General features: G+C 62.3%; 24 protein-coding genes. 8 read left to right on the plus strand and 16 right to left on the minus strand.

The window, feature by feature from the left end; translation table 11 throughout:
- Positions 1-13: 13 nt before the first annotated feature.
- Positions 14-793, plus strand: a complete 780-nt coding sequence (locus tag AB4O45_RS16535; RefSeq protein ID WP_370695132.1) for a response regulator — start codon at positions 14-16, stop codon at positions 791-793.
- Positions 794-1,688: 895 nt separating this feature from the next.
- Positions 1,689-2,051: a DUF6124 family protein gene (locus AB4O45_RS16540; protein ID WP_076565574.1), complete on the plus strand. Its 363-nt coding sequence runs from the start codon at positions 1,689-1,691 to the stop codon at positions 2,049-2,051.
- Positions 2,052-2,161: 110 nt separating this feature from the next.
- Here AB4O45_RS16540 and AB4O45_RS16545 read toward each other — a convergent pair whose 3' ends face one another.
- From AB4O45_RS16545 to cpaB, 8 genes are read right to left on the minus strand one after another with little or no spacing between them, the layout of a single operon-like run.
- Complete coding sequence (locus AB4O45_RS16545) at positions 2,162-2,434, minus strand: DUF3613 domain-containing protein (RefSeq protein WP_252877374.1); 273 nt, start codon at positions 2,432-2,434, stop codon at positions 2,162-2,164.
- A 9-nt stretch (positions 2,435-2,443) separates the two neighbouring features.
- Complete coding sequence (locus AB4O45_RS16550) at positions 2,444-3,166, minus strand: tetratricopeptide repeat protein (RefSeq protein ID WP_315436183.1); 723 nt, start codon at positions 3,164-3,166, stop codon at positions 2,444-2,446.
- Positions 3,167-3,189: 23 nt separating this feature from the next.
- A complete protein-coding gene (locus AB4O45_RS16555) occupies positions 3,190-4,074 on the minus strand; it encodes a type II secretion system F family protein (protein ID WP_460094265.1) in 885 nt (294 codons plus the stop codon).
- Position 4,075: 1 nt separating this feature from the next.
- Positions 4,076-4,960: a type II secretion system F family protein gene (locus tag AB4O45_RS16560; protein WP_406228184.1), complete on the minus strand. Its 885-nt coding sequence runs from the start codon at positions 4,958-4,960 to the stop codon at positions 4,076-4,078.
- A gap of 17 nt (positions 4,961-4,977) precedes the next feature.
- Entirely contained in the window at positions 4,978-6,246 is a 1,269-nt protein-coding gene (locus AB4O45_RS16565; RefSeq protein WP_041480648.1) for a CpaF family protein, read from the minus strand.
- Entirely contained in the window at positions 6,243-7,433 is a 1,191-nt protein-coding gene (locus tag AB4O45_RS16570; RefSeq protein ID WP_095180896.1) for a pilus assembly protein, read from the minus strand. Before AB4O45_RS16570 ends, AB4O45_RS16565 begins: the two co-directional genes overlap by 4 nt.
- On the minus strand, positions 7,430-8,647 hold the full coding sequence (locus AB4O45_RS16575) for a type II and III secretion system protein family protein (protein WP_281881566.1): 1,218 nt from the start codon (positions 8,645-8,647) through the stop codon (positions 7,430-7,432). Before AB4O45_RS16575 ends, AB4O45_RS16570 begins: the two co-directional genes overlap by 4 nt.
- 20 nt (positions 8,648-8,667) lie before the next feature.
- Complete coding sequence (gene cpaB, locus AB4O45_RS16580; protein WP_460094262.1) at positions 8,668-9,609, minus strand: Flp pilus assembly protein CpaB; 942 nt, start codon at positions 9,607-9,609, stop codon at positions 8,668-8,670.
- A 329-nt stretch (positions 9,610-9,938) separates the two neighbouring features.
- Here cpaB and AB4O45_RS16585 point away from each other — a divergent pair, with 329 nt between their 5' ends.
- Complete coding sequence (locus AB4O45_RS16585) at positions 9,939-10,154, plus strand: Flp family type IVb pilin (protein WP_370593582.1); 216 nt, start codon at positions 9,939-9,941, stop codon at positions 10,152-10,154.
- Between the two features lie 70 nt (positions 10,155-10,224).
- The gene (locus AB4O45_RS16590; RefSeq protein WP_041480644.1) at positions 10,225-10,632 is read left to right on the plus strand and encodes a response regulator; all 408 of its coding nucleotides are present in this window, start codon (positions 10,225-10,227) and stop codon (positions 10,630-10,632) included.
- Between the two features lie 861 nt (positions 10,633-11,493).
- Here the strand turns inward: AB4O45_RS16590 and AB4O45_RS16595 are convergent.
- The 5 genes from AB4O45_RS16595 to AB4O45_RS16615 form a co-directional block, all read right to left on the minus strand.
- The gene (locus AB4O45_RS16595; RefSeq protein ID WP_016771835.1) at positions 11,494-11,856 is read right to left on the minus strand and encodes a DUF6124 family protein; all 363 of its coding nucleotides are present in this window, start codon (positions 11,854-11,856) and stop codon (positions 11,494-11,496) included.
- A gap of 520 nt (positions 11,857-12,376) precedes the next feature.
- Complete coding sequence (locus AB4O45_RS16600) at positions 12,377-14,047, minus strand: ShlB/FhaC/HecB family hemolysin secretion/activation protein (RefSeq protein ID WP_056787743.1); 1,671 nt, start codon at positions 14,045-14,047, stop codon at positions 12,377-12,379.
- Positions 14,048-14,181: 134 nt separating this feature from the next.
- On the minus strand, positions 14,182-15,744 hold the full coding sequence (locus AB4O45_RS16605) for a collagen-like triple helix repeat-containing protein (protein ID WP_315436076.1): 1,563 nt from the start codon (positions 15,742-15,744) through the stop codon (positions 14,182-14,184).
- A gap of 303 nt (positions 15,745-16,047) precedes the next feature.
- The gene (locus tag AB4O45_RS16610; RefSeq protein WP_150638144.1) at positions 16,048-16,902 is read right to left on the minus strand and encodes a MaoC family dehydratase; all 855 of its coding nucleotides are present in this window, start codon (positions 16,900-16,902) and stop codon (positions 16,048-16,050) included.
- Between the two features lie 2 nt (positions 16,903-16,904).
- Positions 16,905-18,257, minus strand: coding sequence for a 3-oxoacyl-ACP reductase (locus tag AB4O45_RS16615; RefSeq protein WP_460160315.1), 1,353 nt, complete (start codon positions 18,255-18,257; stop codon positions 16,905-16,907).
- Between the two features lie 237 nt (positions 18,258-18,494).
- Here AB4O45_RS16615 and AB4O45_RS16620 point away from each other — a divergent pair, with 237 nt between their 5' ends.
- The 3 genes from AB4O45_RS16620 (at position 18,495) to AB4O45_RS16630 (ending at position 22,507) form a co-directional block, all read left to right on the plus strand.
- A complete protein-coding gene (locus tag AB4O45_RS16620; RefSeq protein ID WP_460094258.1) occupies positions 18,495-19,772 on the plus strand; it encodes an acetyl-CoA C-acetyltransferase in 1,278 nt (425 codons plus the stop codon).
- Between the two features lie 332 nt (positions 19,773-20,104).
- Positions 20,105-21,001: a PA4780 family RIO1-like protein kinase gene (locus AB4O45_RS16625; protein WP_016771829.1), complete on the plus strand. Its 897-nt coding sequence runs from the start codon at positions 20,105-20,107 to the stop codon at positions 20,999-21,001.
- Between the two features lie 297 nt (positions 21,002-21,298).
- Positions 21,299-22,507: an MFS transporter gene (locus tag AB4O45_RS16630; RefSeq protein ID WP_460160316.1), complete on the plus strand. Its 1,209-nt coding sequence runs from the start codon at positions 21,299-21,301 to the stop codon at positions 22,505-22,507.
- On the opposite strand, the gene cueR is transcribed toward AB4O45_RS16630, so the two are convergent.
- The 3 genes from cueR to AB4O45_RS16645 form a co-directional block, all read right to left on the minus strand.
- Positions 22,461-22,874: a Cu(I)-responsive transcriptional regulator gene (cueR, locus tag AB4O45_RS16635; RefSeq protein WP_016771827.1), complete on the minus strand. Its 414-nt coding sequence runs from the start codon at positions 22,872-22,874 to the stop codon at positions 22,461-22,463. The two genes, AB4O45_RS16630 and cueR, sit on opposite strands and share 47 nt — an antisense overlap.
- Positions 22,871-25,264, minus strand: coding sequence for a copper resistance metal-translocating P1-type ATPase CueA (gene cueA / locus AB4O45_RS16640; protein ID WP_460160317.1), 2,394 nt, complete (start codon positions 25,262-25,264; stop codon positions 22,871-22,873). Before cueA ends, cueR begins: the two co-directional genes overlap by 4 nt.
- Before the next feature lie 217 nt (positions 25,265-25,481).
- Positions 25,482-25,865 (minus strand): hypothetical protein, encoded by a 384-nt coding sequence (locus AB4O45_RS16645; RefSeq protein ID WP_024011458.1) that lies wholly within the window; start codon positions 25,863-25,865, stop codon positions 25,482-25,484.
- 148 nt (positions 25,866-26,013) lie between these two features.
- Here AB4O45_RS16645 and AB4O45_RS16650 point away from each other — a divergent pair, with 148 nt between their 5' ends.
- A complete protein-coding gene (locus AB4O45_RS16650; RefSeq protein ID WP_150638131.1) occupies positions 26,014-26,211 on the plus strand; it encodes a cation transporter in 198 nt (65 codons plus the stop codon).
- Positions 26,212-26,248 lie beyond the last annotated feature (37 nt).

Raw genomic sequence — 26,248 nt, forward strand, 5'->3', positions numbered from 1 at the left:
GTTGGCCGAGCAAATGGAGTGGTTCGTGAACAAGCCTAATTCGGTAAAAATCCTCGTGGTCGATGATCAGCCGCTGATCGTCGAAGAACTCTGTGAGTTTCTCGAGAGCAGTGGCTACCGTTGCGTGCCGTGCGACTCAAGTCTTGAAGCCATCGAGCTGTTCAGGGCGGACCCGGACATCGGTCTGGTGCTGAGTGATTTGCACATGCCGGACATGGACGGCATCGAGTTGATCCAGGCGTTGCAGCGGCTGGCCGGCAAGCAGCGGGTGTTCGAGGCGATCATGCTCACCGGGCGCGCTGACAAGCAGGATGTGATCAAGGCGTTGCGTGCGGGGATTGCCGATTACTATCAGAAGCCGATTGATCTGGCTGAGTTGCTCGAGGGTGTGCAGCGTCAGGAGCTGGCTTTGCAGGAACGGCAGAAGAATTTGCATCTGGGTCATCTGAATCAGAAGTTGCAGTTTTTGTCCGAGTCGATCGATGACCTTTATCAGGATCTGGACAAGGTGCGGCGCTCGCCCGTGCCGGTGGTGAGTGATGGTGAGCCTGAGTCCGTGGAGATGCCGGCGGTGTTCAGTCAGTTGTCGCCCCGGCAGTTGGATGTGGCGCGGCTGGTGGGCAAGGGGCAGACCAATTATCAGATTGCCTGTGAGTTGGGGATTACCGAGAACACGGTGAAGCTGTATGTGTCGCAGGTGTTGCGGTTGACGCATATGCATAATCGGACGCAGTTGGCTTTGGCCCTTTCGCCCGTTGGATCTGCTGGGCGGCAGCGGGTTACTGCGCATTGACTTGGCGGCCTTTGGGCCGACCATGCTTTGGGTGGTTGGGGTGAATATCCGTTTTTTTTGGTGTCGCTGATTACGGTTCCGCCCTTACGGCGGGTCACTTTTGGCAAACGCCCCAAAAGTAACCAAAAGGTCTTCGCCCTGACGTTCGGCCCGCTCGCTGGGGCTCGGGGTTCCTTCGCTCCGGGATCGATCCTGGCGCAGCGGCTCCGGTTTGCTTCGCTGCACCTACACTCGCTGTGTACGACTGCGTCGTACGGTCGCTGCGCTCCCACACCCGGATCAATCCCTCCACTCAGCCTGCCGACGGGCTCCCAGATCAAGATCAAAAGCTACTCGAGCTTGCGCTCATTGTTTTGAGTGGTGAAAAGCATGCGGTGTCTGGCTTTTGTTTTGCGCTGGATTCGCCCCTCACCCCAGCCCTCTCCCGAGGGAGAGGGAGCCGATTTGTGGGTTGTTCAAAATTTGTGTTCGACTCGGTTTTTCAGGTCGGTGTACTTCGCCCAAACAACTCGGTCGGTCCCCTCTCCCCTCTGGGAGAGGGCTAGGGTGAGGGTGCTTTTGGTTTTGATTGTTTAAATCTGTGTCTGATTTGCCAGAACCTTCCCACAAGGTTTTCAGGTTGTCCGTCGGACGTCGGGTCACTAGTCTCTGGCTGTCGTCGAATCTTCGGCGATCGGGTGTGAGAACCCTGCTACTTATGGTCATCCAGTATCTGTGCACGCATAATCGCCGCCAGCTTGTCCGCTGTCTGCAATGTGTCATGGCGGCTGTGTGCGGGCAGACTTCGGTCTGGCCGGGTGTCCATAACCGGTATTCTCACCCCGCATACAGTTGCCACCTTTTGCCCCGTGAGAATGGCATTGGGTCGCACCGCAGATTTTGGAGAGCCGTTTTAATGGACAAACTGATCCCAGACCCACCCCCATCCCCCACCACCCCGCTCGAAGACGCCATGCGCGCCGACGATCTTGTGAAAAACCGCGAAGCGATAAAACGCGCGCTCGATTTCTATCTCTGCCCCGAACCCGCAAAACCGCACCCGCCCAGCACGCTGTTCATGGTGGTGCCCAATGTCGATACCGAAAGCCTGTTGGCGCATGCCTGTGAGTCGCTGGCGTCAGCGAGTGCGATGGCGAGTAATTTCGCTGGTGAGTTGAGCGGGTTTCAGCGCAGCACGGCGTTGGCGATTCAGCAGATTGTCATGCTGGCCGAGCTAGCCGTGAATCGGGCGCTGGATCGGGTTGATCCGCAGACCTGACCTGCGACGGCGTTATCGTTCTTCGCGAGCAGGCTCGCTCCCACCGAAAGCACGCGGTCGACTGTGGGAGCGAGCCTGCTCGCGAAGGGGCCTTCAAGGGCACCACCAAACTAATTCTTGCTCTCGATCTTCCCGCCCGCATCCGGATCATAAAAATCCGGGATCTCGTACTGGTATTTCTTCAGCCAGCGCCGCATCGCCAGTTCGCGTTCGGTGGCTGTTGCACTCTGAGGTTTGGGGGAGGCGGCTTTGTTGCGGCTTTGCAGGACCAGCCAGCCTTCGGTTTCCTGCTGCTGCGCAGAAGCAGGGCCGGCGTCGATGGCTTGGGCGCTGAGGGGCAGGGTGAGCAGGGTCAGGTAGCACAGGCCTTTGCGGATGGTCATGGCTGTCTCCTATTCGAGCGTCGGCGGTAGCGGGTCGATGAAGGCGGCGACGCGGTCGCCGGGTGTGGCTTTGGCGTTGGCCGGGGCTTTGAGTTTTTCTGCGCGTTGCTGCGCTTCGGTGAATTGTTCCGGGGTCAGTTTCGAGCGGCTGACGATTTCCGCGGCTTGCGGCCAGTCGTTCTGGTAGAGCAGCAGGGTGACCATGTTCAGCGTCGCCAGTTGATTGTTCTGGCTCAGTTCGATGGCGGTGAGGAATTCGAATTTCGCTTCGTTGAGGCGCAGTTGGTTGAGGTAGACCACGCCGAGATCATTGCGGATTTTTTCGTCGGTGGGCGCCAGGCGCGCGGCGCGTTGCAGGTGGGCCTGGGCCTGGCCGTTGTCGCCACGGGCGGCGTAGACCTGACCGAGGCCATGTTCGGCTTGGGCGGTGAGGCAGCCGCCGAGCAGGCTGCGGTAGAGCGGCTCGGCTTCGCTGCGGCCGAGCAGGCGATAAACCTTGGCTTTGCGCAGGCGCACTTCGCTGAGGTTGTCCGGCAGGCTTTGCAGGTTGGCGAGGCTGGCGTGGAGCTTGCCGTCGCTGGCCAGATCATCGGCGAGGTTCAGCGACAGTTCCTGCTCCGACGTGAGTTTGCTGCAGCTGGACGGCGACAGCAGCGAGGTCCACGGCGCCTGGCCATCCGTGGCGCAGCCGCTGAGCAGCAACAGAATTGCCATGACTATCAGTACTTTCATCAAACGCTCTCCATGAGCCAAGGTCAGTTTGCGAACGCGCGGGCAATGGCGGTGAAGCCCGGGCCGGCCAGTACGATCAGCAGGGCCGGAAACAGAAACAGCATCATCACCACCGACATCTTCGCGGACATTTTCGAGATGTATTCCTGCAGCCGGGTCAGGCGTCGGTCATCGAGTAATTGCTTGAGCGCCAGCAGCGATTTCATCGCACCGCCGCCCTGGTGGATCAGTTGCTGGAGGATCACGCAGGTGTCGGTGAATTCGTCCACCGCGAGCATCACTGCGGTCTTGTTCAGCTCCTGCCCCAGCTCCAGACCGGAGTCGACGCGGCTGAGGATCAGGCGCAGTTCGCTGGTCAGTTCCGGCAGCAGTTTCTGTGCTTCGACGCTGAGCACGCGCAACGCTTGTTCCACCGCCATGCCGGATTCGAAGAGGATGCGCAGCAGCGGTATGAACGTGGAAATTTCCACGGCGATGGCTTTCTGTCGGCGGGCGGCGGCGTAGGCGAGCAGGCGTTTGGGCAGTAGATAGCCGCCGCCCGCAGCGAACATCGGTGCCATCCAGCGGTGACTGGCCTGCGGGAAAAACACTTCCTGCAAAAAGATCGCCAGCCCCAGAGCGAGCAGCGGCGTGCCGATCTGGCAGGCGGCGAAGAGCGCGCGTTCGTTGGCGCGGCGCCAGCCGAGGCGGCCGAGCAGGGTCTGGGTTTCGCTGTCGATGCTCACCGAGCCCCGGCCGAAACGGCTGTTGCCCAGCGCGCGCAGCCAGTGGCCGAAACGGTTCTCCCGCACCAATTGGCCATGCAAGCGCTGATGCACCTGTCGCACGCGGCGGCGCTCGGTGAGCAGGTGATTGCCCAGCAATAACAGCGAACCGAGGAGCAACAGCAACGCCGCGAGCCAGACCATCTCAAACGCTCCGCAACATGCGCCACAGCGCCAGACTGCCCAGCACCTGCAACACGGCGGCGCTGAGCAGCATGGTCTGGCCGCTTTCGTCGTGCCACATGCCGAGCATGTAGCCGGGGTTGGTCAGCATGAAGTAACTGACCAGAATCAAAGGCAGCAAACCGAGCACCCAAGCGGTCATGCGCGTTTCCCCGGTCAGCGCGCGCAACTGCCGCGCGCCCTGGTCACGCTCGCGGATCAGTTTGATCAGATTCTCCAGCAGCTCACTGGCATTGCCGCCGTAGCGGTGATTGACCTTCAGGCCGAGGGCGAACATGCGCAGTTCGTCCTGCTCGTAGAGTTCGGCAAAATCGCTGACCGCATCGGGCAGGTTCACCCCCAGTTGCACGTTGCGCTGCACCCGGCCCATGGCCGCTTTCAAAGGGGCTTCACTGGCCTCGATGCCGCCCAGCACCGCATCGCTCAGCGTGCGCCCGGACTTGAGGCTGCGCACGGTGTGGTCGAGCAGTTGCGGCAGTTGTTCGATCATGCGACGGATCCGTTGCCGGTAGCGAATGGCGATGTACAACCGCAACGCCACGGGCGGGACGAGCAACATGATCAGCAGACCGACCCAGCTGGCGAGCAGAAATCCCAGGCCCATTGCCGCTGCCCACAGGCTCAGCCACAGACCGAAACGCTCGCTCGGCCGACCCAGTCCAGCACGTAAAAACATCCGTTCCAGTCCCACCCACCTGGCCTGCTCGACGGCCAGCTGCGGTTGTCCGGCGGCGAGTCGATTGAGGACTTTTTCCTTCGCGGTCTTGCGCAGCCCTTGCAGGAACAGATAGATCGACAGCCCCAGCAGCATCAGGCAAATGGCGATGAGAATGATCGGTCCCAGCATCTTCGTGCTCCTCGCCGTCAGCCCAGGTGAGCGTCGTGGCGCAGCTTGTCGCCGGCCGGGTTGACCGCTTCGCGCACAAAACCGAACCCCGTGCGGCGGTCGAGGCGGAACAGGGTGTTGGTGACGTAGACGTCCTCGCGAATGCCGACCACTTCCACCACTTCACTGACGCAGCGCCGGCCATCGGGCATGCGTGTCAGTTGGATGATCACGTCGAGGGCGGCGCAGATCATCTGGCGCAGGGTGCGTTCGGCAATCGAGCGTCCGGTCAGGCCGACCAGAGTCTCCAGGCGCAGCAACGCGTCCTGGGCGTTGTTGGCGTGCACGGTGCTCATCGAACCGTCGTGACCGGTGTTCATCGCGGTGAGCACGTCGACCACTTCGACGCCTCGGATCTCGCCGAGGATGATCCGGTCAGGACGCATGCGCAGGGCGTTGCGAATCAGGTCGCTGGCCTTGACCTCGCCATGCCCCTCAGCGTTGGGCGGACGGGTTTCCAGACGCACCACATGCGGATGGCCGAGTTGCAGTTCGGCGACGTCTTCGATGGTCACCAGCCGTTCGTGCGGGTTGATCAACTGGCTGAGGATGTTCAGCAGCGTGGTCTTGCCGGTGCCGGTGCCGCCGCTGATCAGGATGTTGCAGCGCTTGCCCACGGCGTTCTGCAGGAATTCGAAAATCGCCAGATCGATGGTCTGCATCGCCATCAGGTCGGTGCTCTTGAGCATGTCCTTGCGGAACTTGCGGATCGACAGGCACGGGCCGTCGAGGGCAATCGGCGGGATGATCGCGTTGACCCGGCTGCCGTCCGGCAGGCGCGCATCGACCATCGGCGAGGACTCATCGAGGCGGCGCCCGAGCGGCGCAAGGATGCGTTGCATGACCCGCTCGACGTGATGCGCATCGATAAAACGCAGATCGCTTTGATGCAATACGCCGTCGCGCTCGATGAACACCCGGTGCGGGCCGTTGACCAGAATTTCCGTCACCGACGGGTCACGCAGCAGGACTTCCAGTGGGCCGAATCCGGTGAGTTCGTCGACGATTTCTTCGCCGAGGCGCTCCATTTCGTAGCGCGAGATCGCCAAGTGCAAACGCGCGATGTATTCGGCGACCTTGTCGGTGACGAACTGCGCCAGTTGCTGGCGCGAACCTTCCAGCAGGTTTTTCCCCGACTCCTCGATGGCGTCGATGATGTAGCGGTGCAGGACCAGTTTCAGGCCTTCGTGGTCGCTGTTGCCGATCGCTCCGTGCGACGTTGCGCCAAAGAGTTTTTCTGCGCTCATGAGTGGCCTCGCAGACGGTCGAACCAGGTGACTTTCGGTTTGCTCAGGCCTTCGGAGCGTTTCGCCAAGCGCTCGCCGAGGGTGCGCAGGCTCTGGGTGAGTTTCTCCCTGGGCGCCAGTTCGAACAGGCTGACGCCCTGGTTTTTCGCGTTCAGGCGCACGTCGGGACTGAACGCCAGCACGGCGATGACTTCCAGATTGAAGGTCTTGCCCAAGGTCTCGGCATCCGGCGCGACGTTGCTCAGGTAGCGATCGATCAGCAAGCGCCCATGCTCGAGTTTCATGCCTTTCTCGCGCCACTGGTTAAGCACGGCGAGGTTGCGTCGGCAGTTGAGTACGTTCTGGTCGGTGTACCACAGCAGTTTGTCGCAATGGCTGACGAAGGTGCGCAATGCCTCACTGTCGGCCTGCCCGGTGAGGTTCACGACAATGTGCTGGAAGTGCTGGCGCAAGGCGCTGAGCAGCATGTACAGCTCGGCGGCGCTGGTGGTTTCCAGCGGCTCGTCAGTGTTGGCGTAGGCAAGAATGCGCAGGCCGTGGTCGGCGCTGGTGAAAGCGCTGTCGATCAGCGTAGCGTCGAGCCGGCGCAGATGGCGCAGGGCGTCGCCGAAGTGAAACGAGCTCTCCAGCCCCAACAGCGCGAGGCTGTCGCCACGGGGCAGGCCAAGGTCGAGCAGCAAGGTTTGCTGGCCGCTCTTCTGCACCACCATGGCCATGTGATTGGCGAGCAAGGCACCGTCGGAACTGCTCTGCACGCCGTACATCACGGTAAGCCCGCCCAGCTGCGTGTTGGGAGTGACGGCGGGCAGGCGTTTGCCCAAGCGCCGCACCAGCCCGGCGACTTCGCTTGAACGTGAGCCATAGGCGACGAAATCCCGTGCACCGGCGCGCATCGCATTGAGTACGAGCTGATTGTCCATGCCGTCGCCGAGGGCGACGATTGCCAGCATCGGCTTGGCTTCCAGCGCACCTTCGATCAGCGCACTTTGCGCCACGACATGCTCGCGATCGAGACCGACGAAGACCAGATTGGCGAACGTCACATCGACCAGTGCGAGCAGTTCGTCGAGGCTGCCGGCACCGGCGCTGACCACCTGGCCCAGTGGCGCGAGTGCGCTTTGCAGCCATTCCAGATCGGTGCTGTTGCGGGTGATGGCGAGGAAGGTCTGGCTGAGATTCTGGTTCATTGCGACAACCCGCTGCGCTTGTCGAAGTTGCCGTTCTCGAGGAAGAACATGCGATAGAAATTCGGGTCGTAATTGCGCAGTTTCTCGCCCGGCAACGACGGCAGTCGCGCGTCCGCCGCCAGTGGCTGGACCAGGTGCGGGGTGACGATCATCAGCAGTTCGCGCTCCTCGCGCTTGATCTGCGAACCCTTGAAGAACGCCCCGAGGACGGGAATGTCACCCAGGCCGGGAAACTTGTTCACTTGCGAGCTGTTGGTGGTGCTGATCAAACCGCTGATGACAAAACTTTCGCCATCACCCAGCGACACGCTGGTGTCGGTCCGGCGGATGGTCAACGCCGGAACGGTGGTGCCGGCGATGTTCACCGCGTTGGCAAAATCCAGTTCGCTGACCTCCGGGGCGACCTTCAGCGCGATGCGGTCGCGGCCGATGATGGTTGGCGTCAGGGTCAGGCGGATGCCGAATTCCTTGTACTCGATCGACACGCTGTCGCTGCCGGAACTGGGCACCGGAATCGGGATTTCCCCGCCGGCCAGGAAGCTCGCACTCTGCCCGTTCAACGCCACCAGACTCGGCCGCGCCAAGGTGTAGGCGAAGCCGCTGGTTTCCAGGGCGTTGATGATCGCCATGGTCTTGCCGCCGACCCAGGAGAAATTGAACAGCGAGTTATCCACCGGCAGGCGCGGCTGCGGCACGCCGTCGATCGGTGGCAGCGTGCCGGGCGAACCGAACAGGAAATTGCCGCGCGTGCCGATCAGCGACGCCGTGGCTTCCTTGAGTTTGGTGCGGCTGACTTCGACGAAGCGGATGTCGGTCTGCACCTGCGATGGCAGCGTCGGATCGTCGGACGGCACGCTGCTGGTCAGCGCCGTGGTCGCCGCGCCCTGGACAAAGACCATGGCTTGCTGCGGCTGCGCCGAGCAGGCGGTCCAGACCATCAGGCTGGTCGCGCCGGGGCCGACGCCCGTGAGCAAAAAGGACGAACCGCCATTGGCATGCACGTCGGCAATTTTCGGGTCGCCCACTGCCAGCCGAGTGATTGCCACCGGTGACTGCATGTCCTGCTGGAAGCCTTCACCGATCTCGATCACCGAGGGCAGGCGCGGCAGCGCCGAGCAATTGCCCACCGCAGCGAGGGCGGTATCCATCGTCAATCCCAACAACAGCAAGGCCCGGAGCGCCGGTTTCAATGTCGGTCTGAGTCGACTCTGCATGCACGTGAATCCTTGCGCAGTCATGGGGTTTGTTGGCTGATCTGGTTGCCGCGAATGATTTCCACCGCAGGCCTGGGCGCCGCGCCGGCACTGGCGGTGGCAGGTGCTCTTTGCGCGCTGCCCAGGGCTAGTTGAGTGAACTGGAAGAGCTGGCTGTTGGCGCGGTCCAGATGCGCGGGCGATTGCGCTTCGCCGGCCCAATATTTGGCCAGCCGTTGTTCTTCGCTGCTGCGCACCGCGAGGCGCAATGTGCCGACTTGAGTGGCAAGCATCAGGCGGCTGAGCAGTTGTTCCGGCACCGCCAGCACCGCAGTCCGCGCGGCGATGCGGCGCTGGTCCTGTTTGAGTTTTTCTTCGGCGCTGAGGCTGGGCGTTGCCGGTTGGCCGTCGTTGGTCAGGCCGTACTGATCGCCGACCCCGAGCACGCGCAAAGCCGGAACGGCGATCTGCGCCGACTGCTGCAGATTGCTCGCGTCCTCGCGCAAATACAGCAGCACATCGACGTAATCGCCTGGCAGCAATTGCCCGGCACCACCGATCACTTCATCGACGGCCACGGTGAGCGCGCGCTCGTCGCGGCGAATCATCCGTGCCAGCGCGCCGCCGGCCTGAAAGCTTTCGTCATTGAGCCAGGTGCCGGCGCTGAGGTGGCGCCAAGGCGTGCGGCCGACTGCTTGTTCGATGCTGGTCAGGCTGCCGGCCGGTGCGCTGCGCAGTTTTTCCACGGTCACATCGGCGGCGGTCAACGGCGTGAACGGCGCTACATCGTGGAGCAGCACCACCACCGGTTGGCGGGTCTGGTCTTCGGCAATCGCGACAGTCTGTTCAATGCTGACCGCTGGGGCGACGGGCGCCTCGGCGACCGGGGCCGGCTGACGACTGAGCACCAGCCCCCAGTAACCGACCAAAACCGCGCCGAGCAACAGCAACGTGGCTAGGCCCATGGTGACGCGACTGTTCATGACGGCTCTCCCTTTCCTGCTGCACAACCGACTGCATTTGCTTGCGAAAGGCGGACTGAATCGGCAGCTATGAACATGCAACTATTTCGCTATTTCCAAGCTAGCTGATCCAAGCAAAAGCGCCATTAGTGACAGGCGAAATAACCGTACCAAAGTATGACTTTGGCCCCTTAACAGCCGGAAACGGCGGAAAAACGATGGGATTAATGCTTTGTGATTAATGCGTTCTTACAGTTGTTGGGCGGGGGTTTGTTGACAATGCTCAGGTGGCACGGTGGAACCTTGCCGCGGTGGTGATGTCGGCGCCAGAGGCGCGAAGGAGTGGACCTATGTTTCGTATGACTTTTGATTATGTGATCGCCAAGGCTCGCGCGTTTGCCCGCAGTGAAGAGGGTGCTTCGGCGATCGAGTATGCGATTGTGGTGGCGATGGTGGCTGTGGTGGTTGTGGCGTTCGTCACTCCGCTTGGAGACAGGGTATTGGCGATCTTCAACAATATTCTGACCTCGCTCGATGGTACGGCTGTGACTCGGCCAACGCCCTGATCTTGTGAACACTGCACCTGGCTGATATCGCACTACACTGGATTTACCTTTCAGTATTCAGGTATTGCCTATGAACGCGTCTTCGTCGCCCCGCCAACAGCTGCTTCTGGTTGATGATGAAGAAGACGCGTTGCTGGAGTTGGCGGAGTTGCTGGAGGGGGAGGGGTTTGTCTGTCATACCGCGACGTCGGTGAAGCTCGCGCTGCATCATCTGACCCGGCATCCGGATATTGCTTTGGTGATTACTGATCTGCGTATGCCGGAGGAGTCGGGCATGTCGCTGATCAGGCGGTTGCGTGAGCATACGTCGCGGGCGCATTTGCCGGTGATTGTGATGTCGGGGCATGCGGATATGGAGGATGTCAGCGATATGTTGCGGTTGCAGGTGCTGGATCTTTTTCGCAAGCCGATTTATCACGTTCGGTTGTTGGAGACTCTCGATAATCTTTTTCCCAAGCCTAAGGTTCAGGGTGGGTGAACTCGGCGGCCTTTGGGCCGACCGTGTTGGTGGGGGTTTGGGTGAGTATCCGTTGCTTCGGGTGCTGCGGCTGGCGGTTTCGCCTGACGGCGACTTACTTTTTTACAAGCGCCTAAAAAAGTAAGCAAAAAACGCTAGCTCCTGCGTTCGGCCCTCGCAGGCTCGGGTTCCTTCGCTCCGGGACTGATCCGGGCGCAGCGGCTCCGGTTTGCTTCGCTGCACCTACACTCGCTGTGTTCGACTTCGTCGAACGGTCGCTGCGCTCCCACGCCCGGATCAATCCCTCCACTCAGCCTTCCGACGTCGCCGGTGGATCAAGATCAAGAGCACTCGAGCTTGCGCTCATTGTTGAGTGGTGCGGCTTCGCCGCGGGCAGCTGCGCTGCTTTGCTTTTGCTTTTGCTTTTGCTTTTGCTTTTGTGGGAGCGAGCCTGCTCGCGAAAGCGCCCTGCCAGCCGACCTGTTTCTCACTGAACACCCACGATCAAAACTGTAGGAGTGAGCCTGCTCGCGATTGCGCCCTGCTAGCCGACCATTTTCTTCCTGATGTACATCAATCCTGTGGGAGCTGGCTTGCCAGCGAAGGCGGCCTGCCAGCCGACCTGTCTCTCACTGATGTACTCGATTCAAACTGTGGGAGCGAGCCTGCTCGCGAAGGCGCCCTGCCAGCCACCAGTCTCTCACTGAACACCCACGATCAAAACTGTAGGAGTGAGCCTGCTCGCGATAGCGCCCTGGCAGCCAACCCATTCCTGCCTGATGTACATGAATCCTGTGGGAGCTGGCTTGCCAGCGATGGCGGCCAGTCAGCCAACAACGCTCTGCCTGTCTCACCACCTTCGCAACCAGCCCCTTGCTCTTGTCACTCCGGCACAAGCCTGTCCAGTACGCGGTTGACCGCCAGTTCGCCCAGCATGATCACCTGCTGTATTCCCAACAGGGAGTTGCGCTGTGGTCCATCGATAAATCCGGCGAGGTCGCTGGCCATGATGCTCGCCGAGGCCAGTGATTCGCAGGCATGGACCAACAGGGTTTCGTTGTCCGCAGCCGGGTCGACGATGAACAGGGTGCTGGGTTTGCGCGGTGCGGCGGGGTCTTTGATGAGGCGGGGGTTGAGGTAGTAATCGATGGCGCGGTCGGCGGCTTCCTTGAGTTTTTGCGCTTCGACGAGCGGGTCGGCGAAAGTCGGATCGGCAAGGGGTGGATCGGGCGTTATCTTCTTCACGGGCTCAGTCTCCTGATGGAGTAGGGCCGCAACCGGTTCGCGACTAAACGAAAGGGAGGCAGCTGCACGCAGGTTAGTCGACCGATGAGCCACGAAATCGGCGCGCCCGAAGGCGCCCTGCGCACAGCCACCATCAAGTGCAGGTATGCAATACCTGGCTGACAGGAACCTGTGCGTCGTGGACAAGCGGGCGACTAAACCCGACCACTGATGAGCAGTGGCAGGCAAACGATAGAACCCGCGCCCCAGGCGCACAAGCCGGCGGATTCTGGCGTAGCCGTAGGCAATGGCGCAAGGATTTGTAGCCTGTTGCGAGGTAGCGTGGCCTGTGTTTAAACGGCTGGTTTAAGCGCTGCGATAAATCGGTTGAATAGCCGAACGCTTTCGCGAGCAGGCTCGTTCACACAGGGACGGCGGTTGTACTCAGCAACCATGAACACCGCCGAATCTGTGGGAGCGAGCCTGCTCGCGAAGGCGGTGCGTCAGTCAAAAAAATCCTGACTGACACACCGCTCGACCATCACAACTGATAACTGAAACTGATGCTGTACCGAGGCTTGCGATTGAACGTATCCAGTGCTTCATCCGACATCGCCTTCGCCACTTCCAGCGCCACGTTGTAATACTTGGCATCACCAAAGCGCAGCCCGACGGCGGTCGATGACAGGTTGTTGGCCTGCACCGGCAGTTGGTTGAACCAGCTGCGCGAGCGGTCGACAACGACGTAGGGTTGCAGGATGCGCACCCAGTTGCCGTCGCGGTTGAAGCTGTAGTTGACCTCGTAGGCCACGCCCCAACCCTTGTCGCCCGAGGCCTGGTCGTCGGGGTAGCCACGGCCGAAGTTCTGTCCGCCGAATACGGCGCGTTCGCTGTCGGGCAAGGTGTCGTCGCTCCAGTACAGCGCCGCCGAGAGCACGCCTTGCCAGTTGTCGAGGAACTTGTCGCTCTGCACGCCGGAGAGTCTGACGCGGAAAAAATCCAGGTCGATGTCGTCGTAGTTGGTGTGTGCGCCGAGGCTGTCGAAGCCCTGGTAGACGCCGGCACTGAGGATGCGCAGTTGGCGGGCGTCGGCCTTGCGCCAGTCGCCTTCGAAAGCCAGGGCGCGGACATCGGTGCGCAGTTCGGTGCTGAAGGGAAAGTTGATGCCGTCGTAGCGCGTCTTGTCATCGACCGCATACAGACGTGAGCCGGCCGTCAGCAGTTCGTTGGCGGAGGCGATCAGGGGCGTGCTGAAGCCGATCGAGTAGCGATCGTTCTCGCGGTGGGTACTCAGGCGTCCGCCACCGCCGACCAGCACTTCGGTGTCCGGGTCGGCGCGGTAACGCGAGGCCGAGACGTTGAGCTGCGTGCCTTCGGTATCGAGGAATTGGCTGTAGTCGAGACGGTAGTAATGCTCTTTGTCGTCACCCGGTGGGAACAGGCCGCTGAGGCTCAACTGTTCGCCCATCGAGGTCTGCGAATTGCTGCTGACACCGAGCAACGCCTGCGGGCCGTTACGGTTGTCTTCTGTGGTGCTCAGGGTGCTGGTGAACGGTTTGCGACTGGCCTGGGCAACCAGGGTGGTCGCGCCATCGGTGGTGCCCGGCGGTGGCACTTGCGCTTGAATCGTCACGCCGGGAATGCGGCTCATCAGCGTGGTGTAGCGCTCGAAGGTCTTGCGCGTCAGCGGGCGTTCGGCCTGGATTTTCGCGGCGAGTTTATCAAGCAGGCCTTTGACCCGACCGATGTCGCCCTGCATCTGGATATCGCGCACGTAGCCCTCGACCAGCACCACGCGGGCCACGCCATCATCGAAGTTCTGTTGCGGCAGGAACGCGTAGGACAACAGATAGCCGTCCTGCTGATAGCGACGGGTGATGTTGCGCGTGGCTTCGATCAGTTCGGCAAGGCTGGCCTGACGGCCGATCAGGGGCTTGTAGATTTCCGCGAGTTCGTTGAGCGGGTAGATCGTGCCGCCTTCGATCTGCACGGTCTTCAGGTTGACCTTGGTTTCCATCAGCAGTGGCTGCGCGGCGGTCGCACCCGGGTCCGGCACTTGCAGCGGCGCCGCGCTCGGGCGATAGGCGTCGGCGGGCAGGTTGGGAACGGGCAGGTTGCGGATGGTTTCGTTGCTGTTGAGAAAGCTGGGCAAGGTGTCGGCGAGGGCAGCGGAACTGAGGCTCAGGCACAGCAGGGATGCCAGTACGCGCATAGGACACTCCATGGTCAGAACACAGCACAGGGCAGATTTTTCCTTAGAAAAAAGGCGGAAGACTCGTGGGAATCTTCCGCCCTCAACCAAGCGTAGGCGCTGTAGGTAAGGCCGTCGAATCGGCCAGGTGCAATTTAGCGTTTGTTGCCGCCCAGCGCGCCGGTCAGGCCGCCGAGTACCCCGCCCAGGCCACCGGTTGCCGTGCCGCCGCCAGTGGCAGTGCCGCTGTTGACCAGACCACCGACCGCTGCCACGGTGCCGCCGACGTTGGTAACCAGACCGCCGACCGCTGTGGTGACCGGGTTGTTGGTTGCGGCGATCGCCCCGCCGAGATTGCCCACCGCAGCGCCGACCTGACTTGTGATACCCGCCACCGGAGTGCCGAGACCGGTAGCGGCGCCGACCTGTTGAGTGACAGTGGTCACCGCGCTGGTGACCGGATTGAGGCCGGCTCCGACTGCGGCGCCGACGCTGGCCAGCGGCGAGGTGGATGCAGTAATCGGTGTGCCCGAACCACCGAGTACGGTGTTGATCGAAGCAATCGTGTTGCCCAGCCCGCCGGCGGTGACGCCGCCGGCACTGACCACGCCGCTGGTGCTGCCGGCATTCAGACCGCTGCCGACGTTGACCACCGCACCACCGACAGTTTGCAGCAGACCGGTGCCGCCCAGCCCGCCACCGATGCCGCCACTGCCCGAGCCAGTGCCATTGGACACCAGACCACCCGCTTTGCCGACCGCCGTGCCGGTGTTGCTCAGGGCGCCGCCGAGGGTGTTGGTCAGGGCATTGCCGCTGCCTGCGTCGGTGACTTTGCCGCCAAGGCTGTTCACCGTGCCGCCCACCTTGGAGATCACCCCTTTGAGCGGATCACCCAGACCGGTGGCATCGCCGAGTTTGTCGGTGGTGCTTTCGACCATGGCGATCACCGGTACCAGGCCGCTGCCGACCTTGTCGGTCAACTGGCTGGTCGGGCCGCTGGTCATTGAGGTGTTGAGGGTGTCGCCAAGCATGGTGACTTTTTCGCCGATGCCATCGACCAGCGGCGCCACGCGGGTGACTACACCGCCAACGACAGGAACGCTGCGGGTCGCTGTGTTGAGTTTGACGCTGAGGTCCGACACGCCGTCGCCAACATCGGAAACCACGCCGCCAACCGAGGCGACGGTGGTGGTCAGGCCATTGGGGTCAGTGGCCAGTTTGCCGATGCCATCAGTGACGCCATCGCCCAAGGTGCTGACCACGTTGCCGGTGGTGTTGGCCAGGCTTTGCACGATGCCGCCAGCGACCGGAACAGTGCTCAGCGAATCGCCGATCTGGCCGACGCCATCGCCGACACCGCTGACGGTTTTGCCGACATCCTGAACAAGTGTTGTGGTCACCAGCGAAGGTGCAGCGGGATTGGTCGGGTTGGTGGGATCGGTCGGGTCTGTCGGATTGGTTGGATTGGTCGGATCGGTGCCGCCGCCGGTTCCGCCAGTACCACCGGTTCCGCCGCCAGTGCCGCCAGTGCCGGCAGTATCGCCGCCGGTCCCGCCGCCCGCGCCACCGCTGCCATCGGTGCCCGCCGTGCCGTCCGCCGTCGAGCTGCCCGAACTGCTGCGATGACCGCCACCGCCGCTGCTGCAGCCGACGAGGCCGACCGAAAGAATCAGTGCCAGCGCGATTGCCGATTTGGACCACATCACTTGAGTTTTCATGATTGAGATTCCTGCACCTGTCACAACGTTACGTTGCCTTCGATGGCTCGCCGATCTGTCGTCGGCGATGCCTCGTCCGTGGCTGTAATCTCAGTCGAGGGCAGGTTTTTCACCATTCTCAAGTTGGTATTAACCCCTTTATATAGAGGGCTCGGCGCTATGCCGAAGGACTAATACCCCGGTAATAAACGGGCAAAAAAAAGCCTTGAAATTCAAGGCTCGGTTTTTTGCAAAGCAGCGGGCAGGGCGCGGAAAAACTTAAGTGATATATACACAATTAACGGGTTTTTCCGCCCCGCCAGATCAGGCGATCGGTTGCCACTGACCGACCATATGTTCCAGGTCGCCGGCACCGATCAGACGCAACTCACCGCTGGAGCCCGCGGCACTGGCCAGCAATATCACTTCACTGGGCAGGCGCACCGGTTTGCGAAAGTGCACGGCGATTTCCAGGTTGGCTTTGGGCAGGTGATCGGAGAGTGCCGCCAGTGTCCGTGCCTTGTTCCACAGTCCATGGGCGATCGCGGTGGGAAACCCGAACAGTTTGGCGCTCGCCGCACTGAGGTGAATCGGGTTGTAGTCGCCGGAGACTTTCGCATACTGGCGACCGATATCAGCAGGTGCAGTCCAGCGCGTCACCTCAAGCAAATCCTGCGACGGCTGCCAGTCGTGAGCCAGCGCCTCGCCCTCGAGCTTTACCCCGCGACAGAGCATGCGGCTCTCGGCTTCCCACAGCGGCCCGAGCTGATCGTCGAGGGTGGTCAACAGATCGAACGTCGCGCCCTTGGCATGTGGTTGCAGGTTGTGCACACGCACGCTGACTTGCCCGCGACTGATCGCGCCCATCGGCCGCAGCACGCGGATGCGGTTGCTCAGGTGAATCAGCCCCAGCAGCGGGAACGGAAAATCCTTGGCCGTGAGCAATTGCATCTGCAAGGCAAAGGCGAGGATGTGTGGATAGGTCGGCGGCAGCAGGCCGTCATCGACGAAACCGCAGACCTTGCGATAAGCCGCCAGCCGCTTGCCGTCGATATCAACCCAGCAGCGCAGGCCGCTGTCGGGCAGTTGCGTACCGGTGATTTTGCGTCGCGTCGCTGCGCGCGAATAAAGCCCCGGCAGACTCGGTTCGCGATCCAGCGTGTGCCATTCGATGCTCATCTTTATGCCCCCAGAACACTTTGCCCACAAACCCGCAGCGCTTGGCCGGTGAACGCGCCCGTGCCCGGTTGCGCCAGCCACGCCACGGCTTCGGCGACGTCCTGCGGCAAGCCACCCTGGCCCAGCGAACTCATGCGCCGCCCGGCCTCGCGCAGGCCGAACGGAATGTGCGCGGTCATCTGGGTTTCGATAAAACCGGGGGCCACGGCGTTGATGCTGATGCCGCGTTCCAGCAGCGTTGGCGCCCATGCCTGGGCCAGACCGATCAGGCCAGCCTTGCTCGCTGCGTAGTTGGTCTGCCCGCGATTGCCGGCGATGCCGCTGATCGAGGCGAGCAGGACCACCCGTGCGTTGTCGCGCAGGGTGCCGCTGTCGAGCAGCGCCTTGGTCAGCACTTGCGGCGCGTTGAGATTGACGGCCAGCACCGCGTCCCAGAATTCCGGGGTCATGTTGGCCAGGGTTTTGTCGCGGGTGATGCCGGCGTTGTGCACGAGGATGTCGAGGCCGTCGGGCAGCTGTTCGATCAATTGCGCGGCGGCGTCATCGGCGCAGATATCGAGGGTGATCGCCCGGCCGCCGAGGCGCGCGGCAAGGGCCTCGAGGTCGGTCTTGGCCGGCGGCACATCGAGGAGGATAACCTCGGCGCCATCGCGGGCGAGGGTTTCGGCAATCGACGCGCCGATGCCGCGCGCAGCACCGGTGACCAGCGCCTTGCGCCCGGCCAGCGGTCGGGTCCAGTCGGTCACTGGCGTGGCGCACGCGGTCAGGCGAATAACCTGGCCGGAAACGAATGCACTTTTCGGCGAGAGGAAAAATCGCAGTGGGCCTTCCAATTGATCCTCGGCACCTTCGCCGACGTAGATCAACTGCAAGGTGCCACCGCCGCGCAGCTCTTTGGCCAGCGAGCGCGAGAAGCCTTCAAGTGCTCGCTGCGCGCTGGAGGCGAACGGATCACCCAAGGTTTCCGGCGCGCGGCCGAGAATCACCAGGTGCGCGCTATGGTCGAGGTTCTTCATCAATGGCTGGAAGAACTCGCGCAACTGCTTGAGCTGGTCGGTGTGTTGCAGATCGCTGGCGTCGAACACCACCGCTTTGAGTTTCGGCCCGTGGCCGGGGATCCACGCGGTGGCCAGCGAGGGCTCGGTGCCGTAGCTGTAGATCGCGTCGGTCAAGCGATTGGCAAACACGCTGATCCGTTCGGCCAGCGGCCCGCCACCGATCAACAGGGCGCCCTCGATCGGCCGCAGACGCCCCGCCTGCCAGCGTTCCAGCCGCACCGGCGACGGCAGGCCCAAGGCCCCGACCAGACGATGGCCGAAGGATGAGTTGGCGAAGTCGATATAGCGGTCAGACATGGAACGCTCTCCAGAAGTTGGGGTTCAAAGTGTGGACTGTCTACGGCAATCAATCGTTCGATCGGCGCAATAAGGCCTACGCTGGTTTAGCAGAGTAGACCACTGACCCTGTGGGAGCGGGCTTGCCCGCGATGGCGGAGTGTCAGCCGCTGAAGGGTTGGGAGTGCCGCCCCCATCGCTGGCAAGCCAGCTCCCACAGGTTTCCATGTGAATCCGCAAATTCCACAGGAGTTATCCATGACCCAGCTGCGCCGCGTCGCGATCATCGGCGGTAACCGCATCCCTTTCGCCCGCTCCAACGGGCCGTACGCCACGGCCAGCAATCAGGCGATGCTCACCGCCGCGCTGGAAGGCCTGATCGAGCGCTACAACCTGCACGGCCAGCGCATCGGCGAGGTAGTGGCGGGCGCTGTGCTTAAATTGTCACGGGATATGAACCTGACCCGCGAATGTGTGCTCGGCTCGCGCTTGTCTCCGACGACACCGGCCTATGACATCCAGCAAGCCTGCGGCACCGGTCTGGAGGCGGCGTTGCTGGTGGCGAACAAGATCGCCCTCGGCCAGATCGACTGCGGCATTGCCGGCGGCGTCGACACCACCTCCGACGCGCCGATCAGCGTCAGCGAAGGCCTGCGCAGGATTCTTCTGCACGCCAACCGCGCCAAGAGTACCGGCGACAAACTGAAAACCCTTTTGCAGTTGCGCCCCCAGCACCTGATCCCCGAATTCCCGCGCAACGGCGAGCCACGCACTGGCCTGTCGATGGGCGAGCACTGCGAACTGATGGCGCAGACCTGGAATATCCCCCGCGAAGAACAGGATCAACTGGCCCTCGAAAGCCACCACAAACTCGCCGCTTCCTACAGCGAAGGCTGGCACAACGATCTGATGACGCCATTCCTCGGCCTGACCCGCGATAACAATCTGCGCCCGGACCTGACCCTGGAAAAACTCGCCGCGCTGAAACCGGCCTTCGAGAAAAGCGCCAAGGGCACGCTGACGGCGGGCAATTCCACGCCGCTCACCGATGGCGCTTCGGTGGTGTTGCTCGGCAGTGAAGAATGGGCCAGAGAGCGCGGTTTGCCGATTCTTGCCTACTTGCGCGACGGTGAAGCGGCGGCGGTGGATTTCGTCAACGGTGCCGAGGGCCTGCTGATGGCGCCGGTGTACGCCGTGCCACGCTTGCTGGCGCGCAATGGGCTGACGTTGCAGGATTTTGATTACTACGAAATTCACGAAGCCTTCGCCGCGCAAGTGCTGTGCACGCTCAAGGCCTGGGAAGATCCCGAATATTGCAAAACCCGCCTGGGGCTCGAGGCACCGCTGGGTTCGATTGATCGCAGTCGGCTCAATGTAAAAGGCAGTTCGCTGGCGGCGGGGCATCCGTTCGCCGCAACGGGCGGGCGCATTGTCGCGAATTTGGCCAAGCTGCTGGATGCGGCGGGCAAGGGGCGAGGGTTGATTTCGATCTGTGCGGCGGGCGGGCAGGGTGTCACCGCGATCATTGAACGCTAAGCAGTATTCCAATGTGGGAGCGAGCCTGCTCGCGAAGGCGCCGTGTCAGTCGCCATCATTCTCTGCTGACAGAGCGCTTTCGCGAGCAGGCTCGCTCCCACAGGTGCTCCGGTGCATGTGCATGTCAGATTCTGTCGCAAATGCCCTTGCCGACCGATACCAATCAATGCCACGGTCTCGGCTATGATTCGCCCGGGTCGCTGCGATTGATCCGGCACAGTGTGTGCATCCTCAAGGTTCACAGGTCGGCAACCCCTCCCCGTCGGGCGAGGATTGCCGTATAACGAGTGACATTCGCGTGTTTGGTAATAAAGGACCCACAATAAAAGCTGATGAAGACTCCAAAACGCATTGAACCCCTGATCGAGGACGGTCTGGTCGACGAAGTGCTGCGTCCACTGATGAGTGGCAAAGAGGCAGCTGTTTATGTAGTGCGCTGCGGCAATCAGTTACGTTGCGCCAAGGTCTACAAGGAGGCGAATAAACGCAGTTTCCGCCAGGCGGCCGAGTATCAGGAAGGCCGCAAGGTTCGTAACAGTCGTCAGGCGCGGGCCATGGCGAAGGGGTCCAAGTTCGGTCGCAAAGAGACCGAAGACGCCTGGCAGAACGCCGAAGTGGCGGCGCTGTTCCGTCTGGCCGGCGCCGGCGTGCGAGTGCCCAAACCCTATGACTTCCTCGACGGCGTGCTGTTGATGGAGCTGGTGGCCGACGAATTCGGCGACGCCGCGCCGCGTCTGAACGATGTGGTGCTGGAGCCTGATCAGGCGCGCGAGTATCACGCCTTCCTGATTTCGCAGATCGTGCTGATGTTGTGTACCGGTCTGGTGCACGGTGACCTCTCCGAGTTCAACGTGCTGCTGACCCCGACCGGTCCGGTGATTATTGACCTGCCCCAGGCAGTCGACGCAGCGGGCAACAACCACGCGTTCAGCATGCTCGAGCGTGACGTTGGCAACATGGCTTCGTACTTCGGTCGCTTCGCGCCGGAATTGAAGAAGACCAAGTACGCCAAGGAAATGTGGGCGTTGTACGAAGCCGGCACCTTGCACCCGAACAGTGTGCTGACCGGTGAGTTCGACGATCCGGAGGACCTGGCGGATGTCGGCGGGGTGCTGCGCGAAATCGAAGCGGCGCGCCTCGACGAGGAACGCAAGCAGGCCATTCGCGCGGCGGACGACGCGCCGAAAGGCAAACCCGAAGAACCGCCTCCACCGCCGTGGATGCAGTGATCGCGTGATGAAAAACCCGGCTTCGGCCGGGTTTTTTGTTTGAGTCAAAAAGTACCCTCACCCCAGCCCTCTCCCGGAGGGGAGAGGGGGCCGACCGAGGTGTCTTTAGCCATACATCGACCTGAAAAAACCGAGTCGATTATGGATTCAAAGAAAAACGTTCAGGTCGGTGTATCTCCCAAATATCCCCCAATCGGTCCCCTCTCCCTTTGGGAGAGGGCTAGGGTGAGGGGGCTTTCGGATCCTGGCTTATTCGCGTCTACTGTCCAGCGCTCCAACCACACTCAAGGACTGAATGTGACCACCCCACGCAACACCCACCTGATCGTAACCGCCCGGCTGATCTCCGATTTCGGCGCCTTCCTCAACATGGTCGCGCTGGCCACCTACGTTTATCTGTTAAGCAACAGCGCCATGAGCGTCGGCGTTTTCCTTGCCAGCCGCGTCGGTGGCGGAATCTTCGCCAGTCTGATTGGCACACGCTTCTACCGACGCTGGCAGGGCCGCGCGCCGCTGATTGCGTTCGATCTGTTGCGTGCGGCGCTGCTGGGGCTGCTGTTGATCACTCCGGCGAGTCAGCAGGCGTGGCTGTTGCCGTTGATTGCCTTCGGCCTCGGCTTGGGCAATTCGATGTTCGCCATCGGCCTCAACAGCCAGTTGCCGCGTTTGATCGAGCCGGCGCAGTTGCTCAAGGCCAACGCCTGGATCACTTCAGCCTCTTCAGCCGCCATGGTCGGCGGCAGTCTGGTGTCGGGGTTGCTGGTGGCTGCTTTTGGTTTCGAAACGGTCTTCGCCCTAAACGCGCTGACCTATGTGCTCGCGGCTCTGCTGATCGTGCCGCTGCGTTTCGAAAAAAACGATGTCATCGAACAGCCGGAGCGCGGTGAATGGTTTGCGCTACGGCAGGGCCTGCGTTCGGCGCCTGTGGTCGCGGCCATGCTCGCGGTGACTATGGCTGATACCTTGGGCAGCGCCGCGCACAACGTCGGCTTCCCGATCATTTCGAAACTGCTCACGCCGGAGGCGGCGAGTACGACCTTGGGCCTGGCGCTTGCGGTATGGGCCAGCGGCAAACTGCTCGGCGCACGCATCGCCAGTCACCTCAAGGGCTCGGAGAACAGCCACCTCGAAAGAAGATTTTTCTGCGGCGTGGCGCTGATGTCCTGCGGTTTCATTCTGATGTTCCAGCAGCACAGCCTCTACGGTCTGCTGGTGTTCGCCTTGCCGGCGGGGCTTGGCGACGGGGTTTCCGAAGTCAGCCTGATGTCACGGCTACAACGGGAACCTGCGGCGTTGCGCCTGCCGATTTTCAGCGTGCTGACCTTGCTGCAGATGAGCGGTTTCGGCATCGGCATGTTGGTCGCTGCGCCGTTCTATGCGTGGTGGACGCCGGGGGCCGTGGTCATGCTGTTCCACGGCATTCCCCTGGGTACGTTGTGCGTGGTGACGCTTTTGCGGATCAGGCGCGGGCGGGTTGCGCGCAGCAGCCCGACGCCAGTTCCTTGAGGATCGGGCAGTCCGGGCGATGGTCGCCGCTGCAATGCTCGACCAGGTCCTGCAGGGTGTCACGCAACTCGCCGAGCTCGCGGATCTTCTGGTTCAGCTCGTCGATGTGCTGGCGCGCCAGTGCTTTCACATCAGCGCTGGCGCGCTGGCGATCCTGCCAGAGGGTCAGCAGCTTGCCGACCTCTTCCAGGGAAAAGCCCAGATCCCGCGAGCGCTTGATGAACGCCAGCGTGTGCAGGTCATCGCTGCCGTATACGCGGTAACCGCTGTCGGTGCGATTGGCCGCTTTGAGCAAACCGATCGACTCGTAGTAACGAATCATTTTTGCACTCAGGCCACTCTGCCGGGCTGCTTGGCCGATGTTCATCGGTGTTCCTCCAGGTCCTTGGGTTTCCAGGTTTTCAACAGTAGCGCATTGCTCACCACGCTGACGCTCGACAACGCCATCGCCGCACCGGCCAGCACCGGATTGAGGAAGCCGAACACCGCCAGCGGAATGCCGATCAGGTTGTAGACAAAAGCCCAAAACAGGTTCTGGCGAATCTTCGCGTAGGTCTTGCGACTGATCTCCAGCGCCGCCGGCACCAGTCGCGGATCGCCGCGCATCAACGTGATGCCGGCCGCGTGCATGGCGACGTCGGTGCCGCCGCCCATGGCGATGCCGATGTCGGCAGCGGCGAGGGCCGGGGCATCGTTGATACCATCGCCGACCATGGCAACCACGCCGGTTTTCTTCAGCTCGGCCACCGTCGCGGCTTTGTCGGCAGGCAGCACTTCGGCGTGAACATTGCGGATGCCCAAGGCCTCGGCCACCACCCGTGCGCTGCCGCGATTGTCGCCGGTCAGCAGGTGGCTCTGGATATCCCGTGCGGCGAGTTGTTGCACCGCTTGTAGAGCGCCGGGTTTCAGCGTGTCACCGAAGGCGAACAGACCAAGCACCTTCGGCTCGGGACTTTGCTCAATCAACCACGACAATGTGCGGCCTTCACTTTCCCAAGCCTCGGCGGATGAGCTCAATTCACCGGCACCCAACCCGCTTTCGTCGAGCATCCGCCGGTTGCCCAGCGCCAGGCGCCGGCCATCCAGCGTGCCAGCGATGCCGCGCCCGGTCAGCGACTGGCTGTCGCTGACGTCGGGCACGTTCAAGCCGCGTTCGGCGGCTGCATCCAGCACGGCTTTGGCCAACGGATGCTCGCTGCCGCGCTGCAAGGCACCGGCCAGTGTCAGCAGATTGTTTTCGTCACCATCGACCGCGCTGAAGTGCGCGATACGCGGCGTACCCGAGGTCAGCGTGCCGGTCTTGTCGAACACCACACTGCTGACTTCATGGGCGCGCTCCAGCGCTTCGGCATCCTTGATCAGAATGCCGTGGCGTGCGGCGACGCCGGTGCCGGCCATGATCGCCGTCGGGGTGGCGAGGCCGAGGGCGCACGGGCAGGCGATCACCAGTACGGCGACGGCATTGATCAGCGCAGTTTCCAGCGGCGCGCCGTACAGCCACCAGCCGATCAGCGTGGCCAGGGCGATCAGCAACACGGTCGGCACGAAGATCTGGCTGACCTTGTCCACCAGTTTCTGGATCGGAGCTTTCGCCGCTTGCGCGTCTTCGACCAGACGAATGATCCGCGCCAGCACGGTTTCCGCGCCGAGCGCCTGGGTGCGCACCAGCAAACGACCTTCGCCATTGATCGCGCCGCCGGTGACCTTGTCGCCCGGCTGTTTCGGCACTGGCAGGCTTTCGCCACTGATCAGCGCTTCGTCGGCGTGGCTCTGGCCTTCAACGACTTCGCCATCCACCGGGAAGCGTTCGCCGGGTTTGACCAGCACCAGATCGTCGAGGCGCAGGGCGCTGATCGCAACGTCCTGCTCACGCCCGTCGATGACTTGAATCGCCCGCTCCGGCCGCAACGCTTCAAGAGCGCGGATGGCGCTGGCGGTCTGGCGTTTGGCGCGGCTCTCGAGATATTTGCCGAGCAATACCAGGGCAATGACCACGGCCGAGGCTTCGAAATACAGATGCGGCATGCGTCCGGCGGCGCTGGTCCATTCATAGACACTCAGGCCATAACCGGCGCTGGTGCCGAGGGCGACGAGCAGGTCCATGTTGCCGGCGCCGGCGCGCACGGCTTTCCACGCCGCCACATAAAAGCGTGCACCGAAGATGAATTGCACGGGGGTGGCGAGGGCGAATTGCGCCCAGGCCGGGAGCATCCAGTGAATGCCGAACGGCTGCAGCAACATCGGCAACACCAGCGGCAGAGCGAGGGCGATCGCACAGATCAATGCCCAGCGCTCGCGGTGCAGGCGTTTTTGCTGGTCATCGGACTGTGGCCGTTCAGCTTGCCAGACGTTGGCCGAGTAACCGGCCTTGCTCACCGCGTCGAGCAGGGTTTGCGTATCGACCTGGCCGAGCAATTCGATGTGCGCACGTTCGTTGGCCAGATTGACGCTGACGCTGCTCACGCTTGGGACTTTGCTCAGGGCGCGTTCGACGCGACCGACGCAGGAGGCGCAGGTCATGCCGTCGATGCTCAATTCGACGGTTTGCCGGGGCACGCTGTAACCGGCGCGCTCCACGGCTTGCATCAGCGCCGGCAGGCTGTCGCCGGGCGCCTGTACCCGCGCCTGTTCGGTGGCGAGGTTGACGCTGACGGCTCTGGCGCCGCTGACCTTGCGCAGGGCTCGCTCGACACGCCCGGCGCAGCTGGCACAGGTCATGCCGGCAATCGGCAGATCGAAAGTGGTGGATTCGGACATCGGTCGCGCTCCCTGTAGTGGATGTCTACAGGATCAACCTTGCCATGCGGGCAAGGTCAAGCACCATTCTTGTGGGAGCGAGCCTGCTTGATCGTTCCCACGCTCCGCGTGGGAATGCCTCCTGTGACGCTCCGCGTCACGCTTCGGGACGCAGAGCGTCCATGGCTGCATTCCCACGCAGAGCGTGGGAACGATCGGCAACGGGTCGGCGCTTGGCTCAGTAACCGAGGCCGGCCGGCTTCAGGTACACGCCTTCGGCATTCATCGCCAGGCGGAACTTCAGCACATCCCCGGCATGCAGCACGACTTCCTGCGAGCCCGGTGCGAGCATCCCGGGATTACAACCCGGCGCCTGGCCCGGCAGCAGTTTCAAGCGCAGCGAAACCTTGCCCGGCGGCAAGTTGAACGACGTGCTCTGCTCCTGGAACAGGCGCGCCGAGAGCTGGTCCTGGATGTACACGCCGATCTCGCACGAGGTCGCCACTTCGAGGCGCTCGCGGGAAATGATCAGTACCGCGTAATCCTCGCCGGCGGCTTGCACCTGCGGGACGGCGGCGAAAAGGCTGAGCAAGCCAAACAGGCCCAAAGCTGACCAGCGCATGGCTGAATCTCCTGAATTTCAGTCATTGATACATGCAGCTTGGCCGAGCGCGGCGCCGATTGCCAGCCCGGCAGTTTTTCGCAGAACTTGACCTTGCCATCGTGGCAAGCTCGAGACTGCCGGCAACCTCACTCAAAGGAGTCTTCCCATGCAAGTGTTCAACGTTCAAGGCATGTCCTGCGGTCATTGCGTCAAAGCCATCACCACTGCGGTGCAGGCGCTGGATCCGGCAGCCAGCGTGCGCGTCGATCTGGCGGCCAGGGAAGTCGGCGTCGAGAGCGCGCTGAGTGCCGATCAGGTCATCGCAGCGATTCGCGAAGAGGGTTATGAGGTGAAGCTCGTCTGAAATTGATCGTTAGCGAGCTATCGGAATGTTCAAGGCG

This window comes from Pseudomonas sp. S2_B10, assembly GCF_054668425.1.

Excerpts from the sequence above, each read along its gene's own strand:
- AB4O45_RS16545 (WP_252877374.1), bottom strand. The coding sequence starts at position 2,434 with ATGACCATCCGCAAAGGCCTGTGCTACCTGACCCTGCTCACCCTGCCC.
- AB4O45_RS16535 (WP_370695132.1), top strand. The coding sequence starts at position 14 with ATGGAGTGGTTCGTGAACAAGCCTAATTCGGTAAAAATCCTCGTGGTC.
- AB4O45_RS16610 (WP_150638144.1), bottom strand. The coding sequence starts at position 16,902 with ATGAGCATCGAATGGCACACGCTGGATCGCGAACCGAGTCTGCCGGGG.
- AB4O45_RS16615 (WP_460160315.1), bottom strand. The coding sequence starts at position 18,257 with ATGTCTGACCGCTATATCGACTTCGCCAACTCATCCTTCGGCCATCGT.
- AB4O45_RS16560 (WP_406228184.1), bottom strand. The coding sequence starts at position 4,960 with ATGCTGGGACCGATCATTCTCATCGCCATTTGCCTGATGCTGCTGGGG.
- AB4O45_RS16600 (WP_056787743.1), bottom strand. The coding sequence starts at position 14,047 with ATGCGCGTACTGGCATCCCTGCTGTGCCTGAGCCTCAGTTCCGCTGCC.
- cueR (WP_016771827.1), bottom strand. The coding sequence starts at position 22,874 with ATGAACATCGGCCAAGCAGCCCGGCAGAGTGGCCTGAGTGCAAAAATG.
- AB4O45_RS16605 (WP_315436076.1), bottom strand. The coding sequence starts at position 15,744 with ATGAAAACTCAAGTGATGTGGTCCAAATCGGCAATCGCGCTGGCACTG.
- AB4O45_RS16565 (WP_041480648.1), bottom strand. The coding sequence starts at position 6,246 with ATGAGCGCAGAAAAACTCTTTGGCGCAACGTCGCACGGAGCGATCGGC.
- cueA (WP_460160317.1), bottom strand. The coding sequence starts at position 25,264 with ATGTCCGAATCCACCACTTTCGATCTGCCGATTGCCGGCATGACCTGT.
- AB4O45_RS16550 (WP_315436183.1), bottom strand. The coding sequence starts at position 3,166 with ATGAAAGTACTGATAGTCATGGCAATTCTGTTGCTGCTCAGCGGCTGC.
- cpaB (WP_460094262.1), bottom strand. The coding sequence starts at position 9,609 with ATGAACAGTCGCGTCACCATGGGCCTAGCCACGTTGCTGTTGCTCGGC.
- AB4O45_RS16555 (WP_460094265.1), bottom strand. The coding sequence starts at position 4,074 with ATGGTCTGGCTCGCGGCGTTGCTGTTGCTCCTCGGTTCGCTGTTATTG.
- AB4O45_RS16585 (WP_370593582.1), top strand. The coding sequence starts at position 9,939 with ATGTTTCGTATGACTTTTGATTATGTGATCGCCAAGGCTCGCGCGTTT.
- AB4O45_RS16645 (WP_024011458.1), bottom strand. The coding sequence starts at position 25,865 with ATGCGCTGGTCAGCTTTGGGCCTGTTTGGCTTGCTCAGCCTTTTCGCC.
- AB4O45_RS16570 (WP_095180896.1), bottom strand. The coding sequence starts at position 7,433 with ATGAACCAGAATCTCAGCCAGACCTTCCTCGCCATCACCCGCAACAGC.
- AB4O45_RS16620 (WP_460094258.1), top strand. The coding sequence starts at position 18,495 with ATGACCCAGCTGCGCCGCGTCGCGATCATCGGCGGTAACCGCATCCCT.
- AB4O45_RS16650 (WP_150638131.1), top strand. The coding sequence starts at position 26,014 with ATGCAAGTGTTCAACGTTCAAGGCATGTCCTGCGGTCATTGCGTCAAA.
- AB4O45_RS16590 (WP_041480644.1), top strand. The coding sequence starts at position 10,225 with ATGAACGCGTCTTCGTCGCCCCGCCAACAGCTGCTTCTGGTTGATGAT.
- AB4O45_RS16625 (WP_016771829.1), top strand. The coding sequence starts at position 20,105 with ATGAAGACTCCAAAACGCATTGAACCCCTGATCGAGGACGGTCTGGTC.
- AB4O45_RS16540 (WP_076565574.1), top strand. The coding sequence starts at position 1,689 with ATGGACAAACTGATCCCAGACCCACCCCCATCCCCCACCACCCCGCTC.
- AB4O45_RS16575 (WP_281881566.1), bottom strand. The coding sequence starts at position 8,647 with ATGCAGAGTCGACTCAGACCGACATTGAAACCGGCGCTCCGGGCCTTG.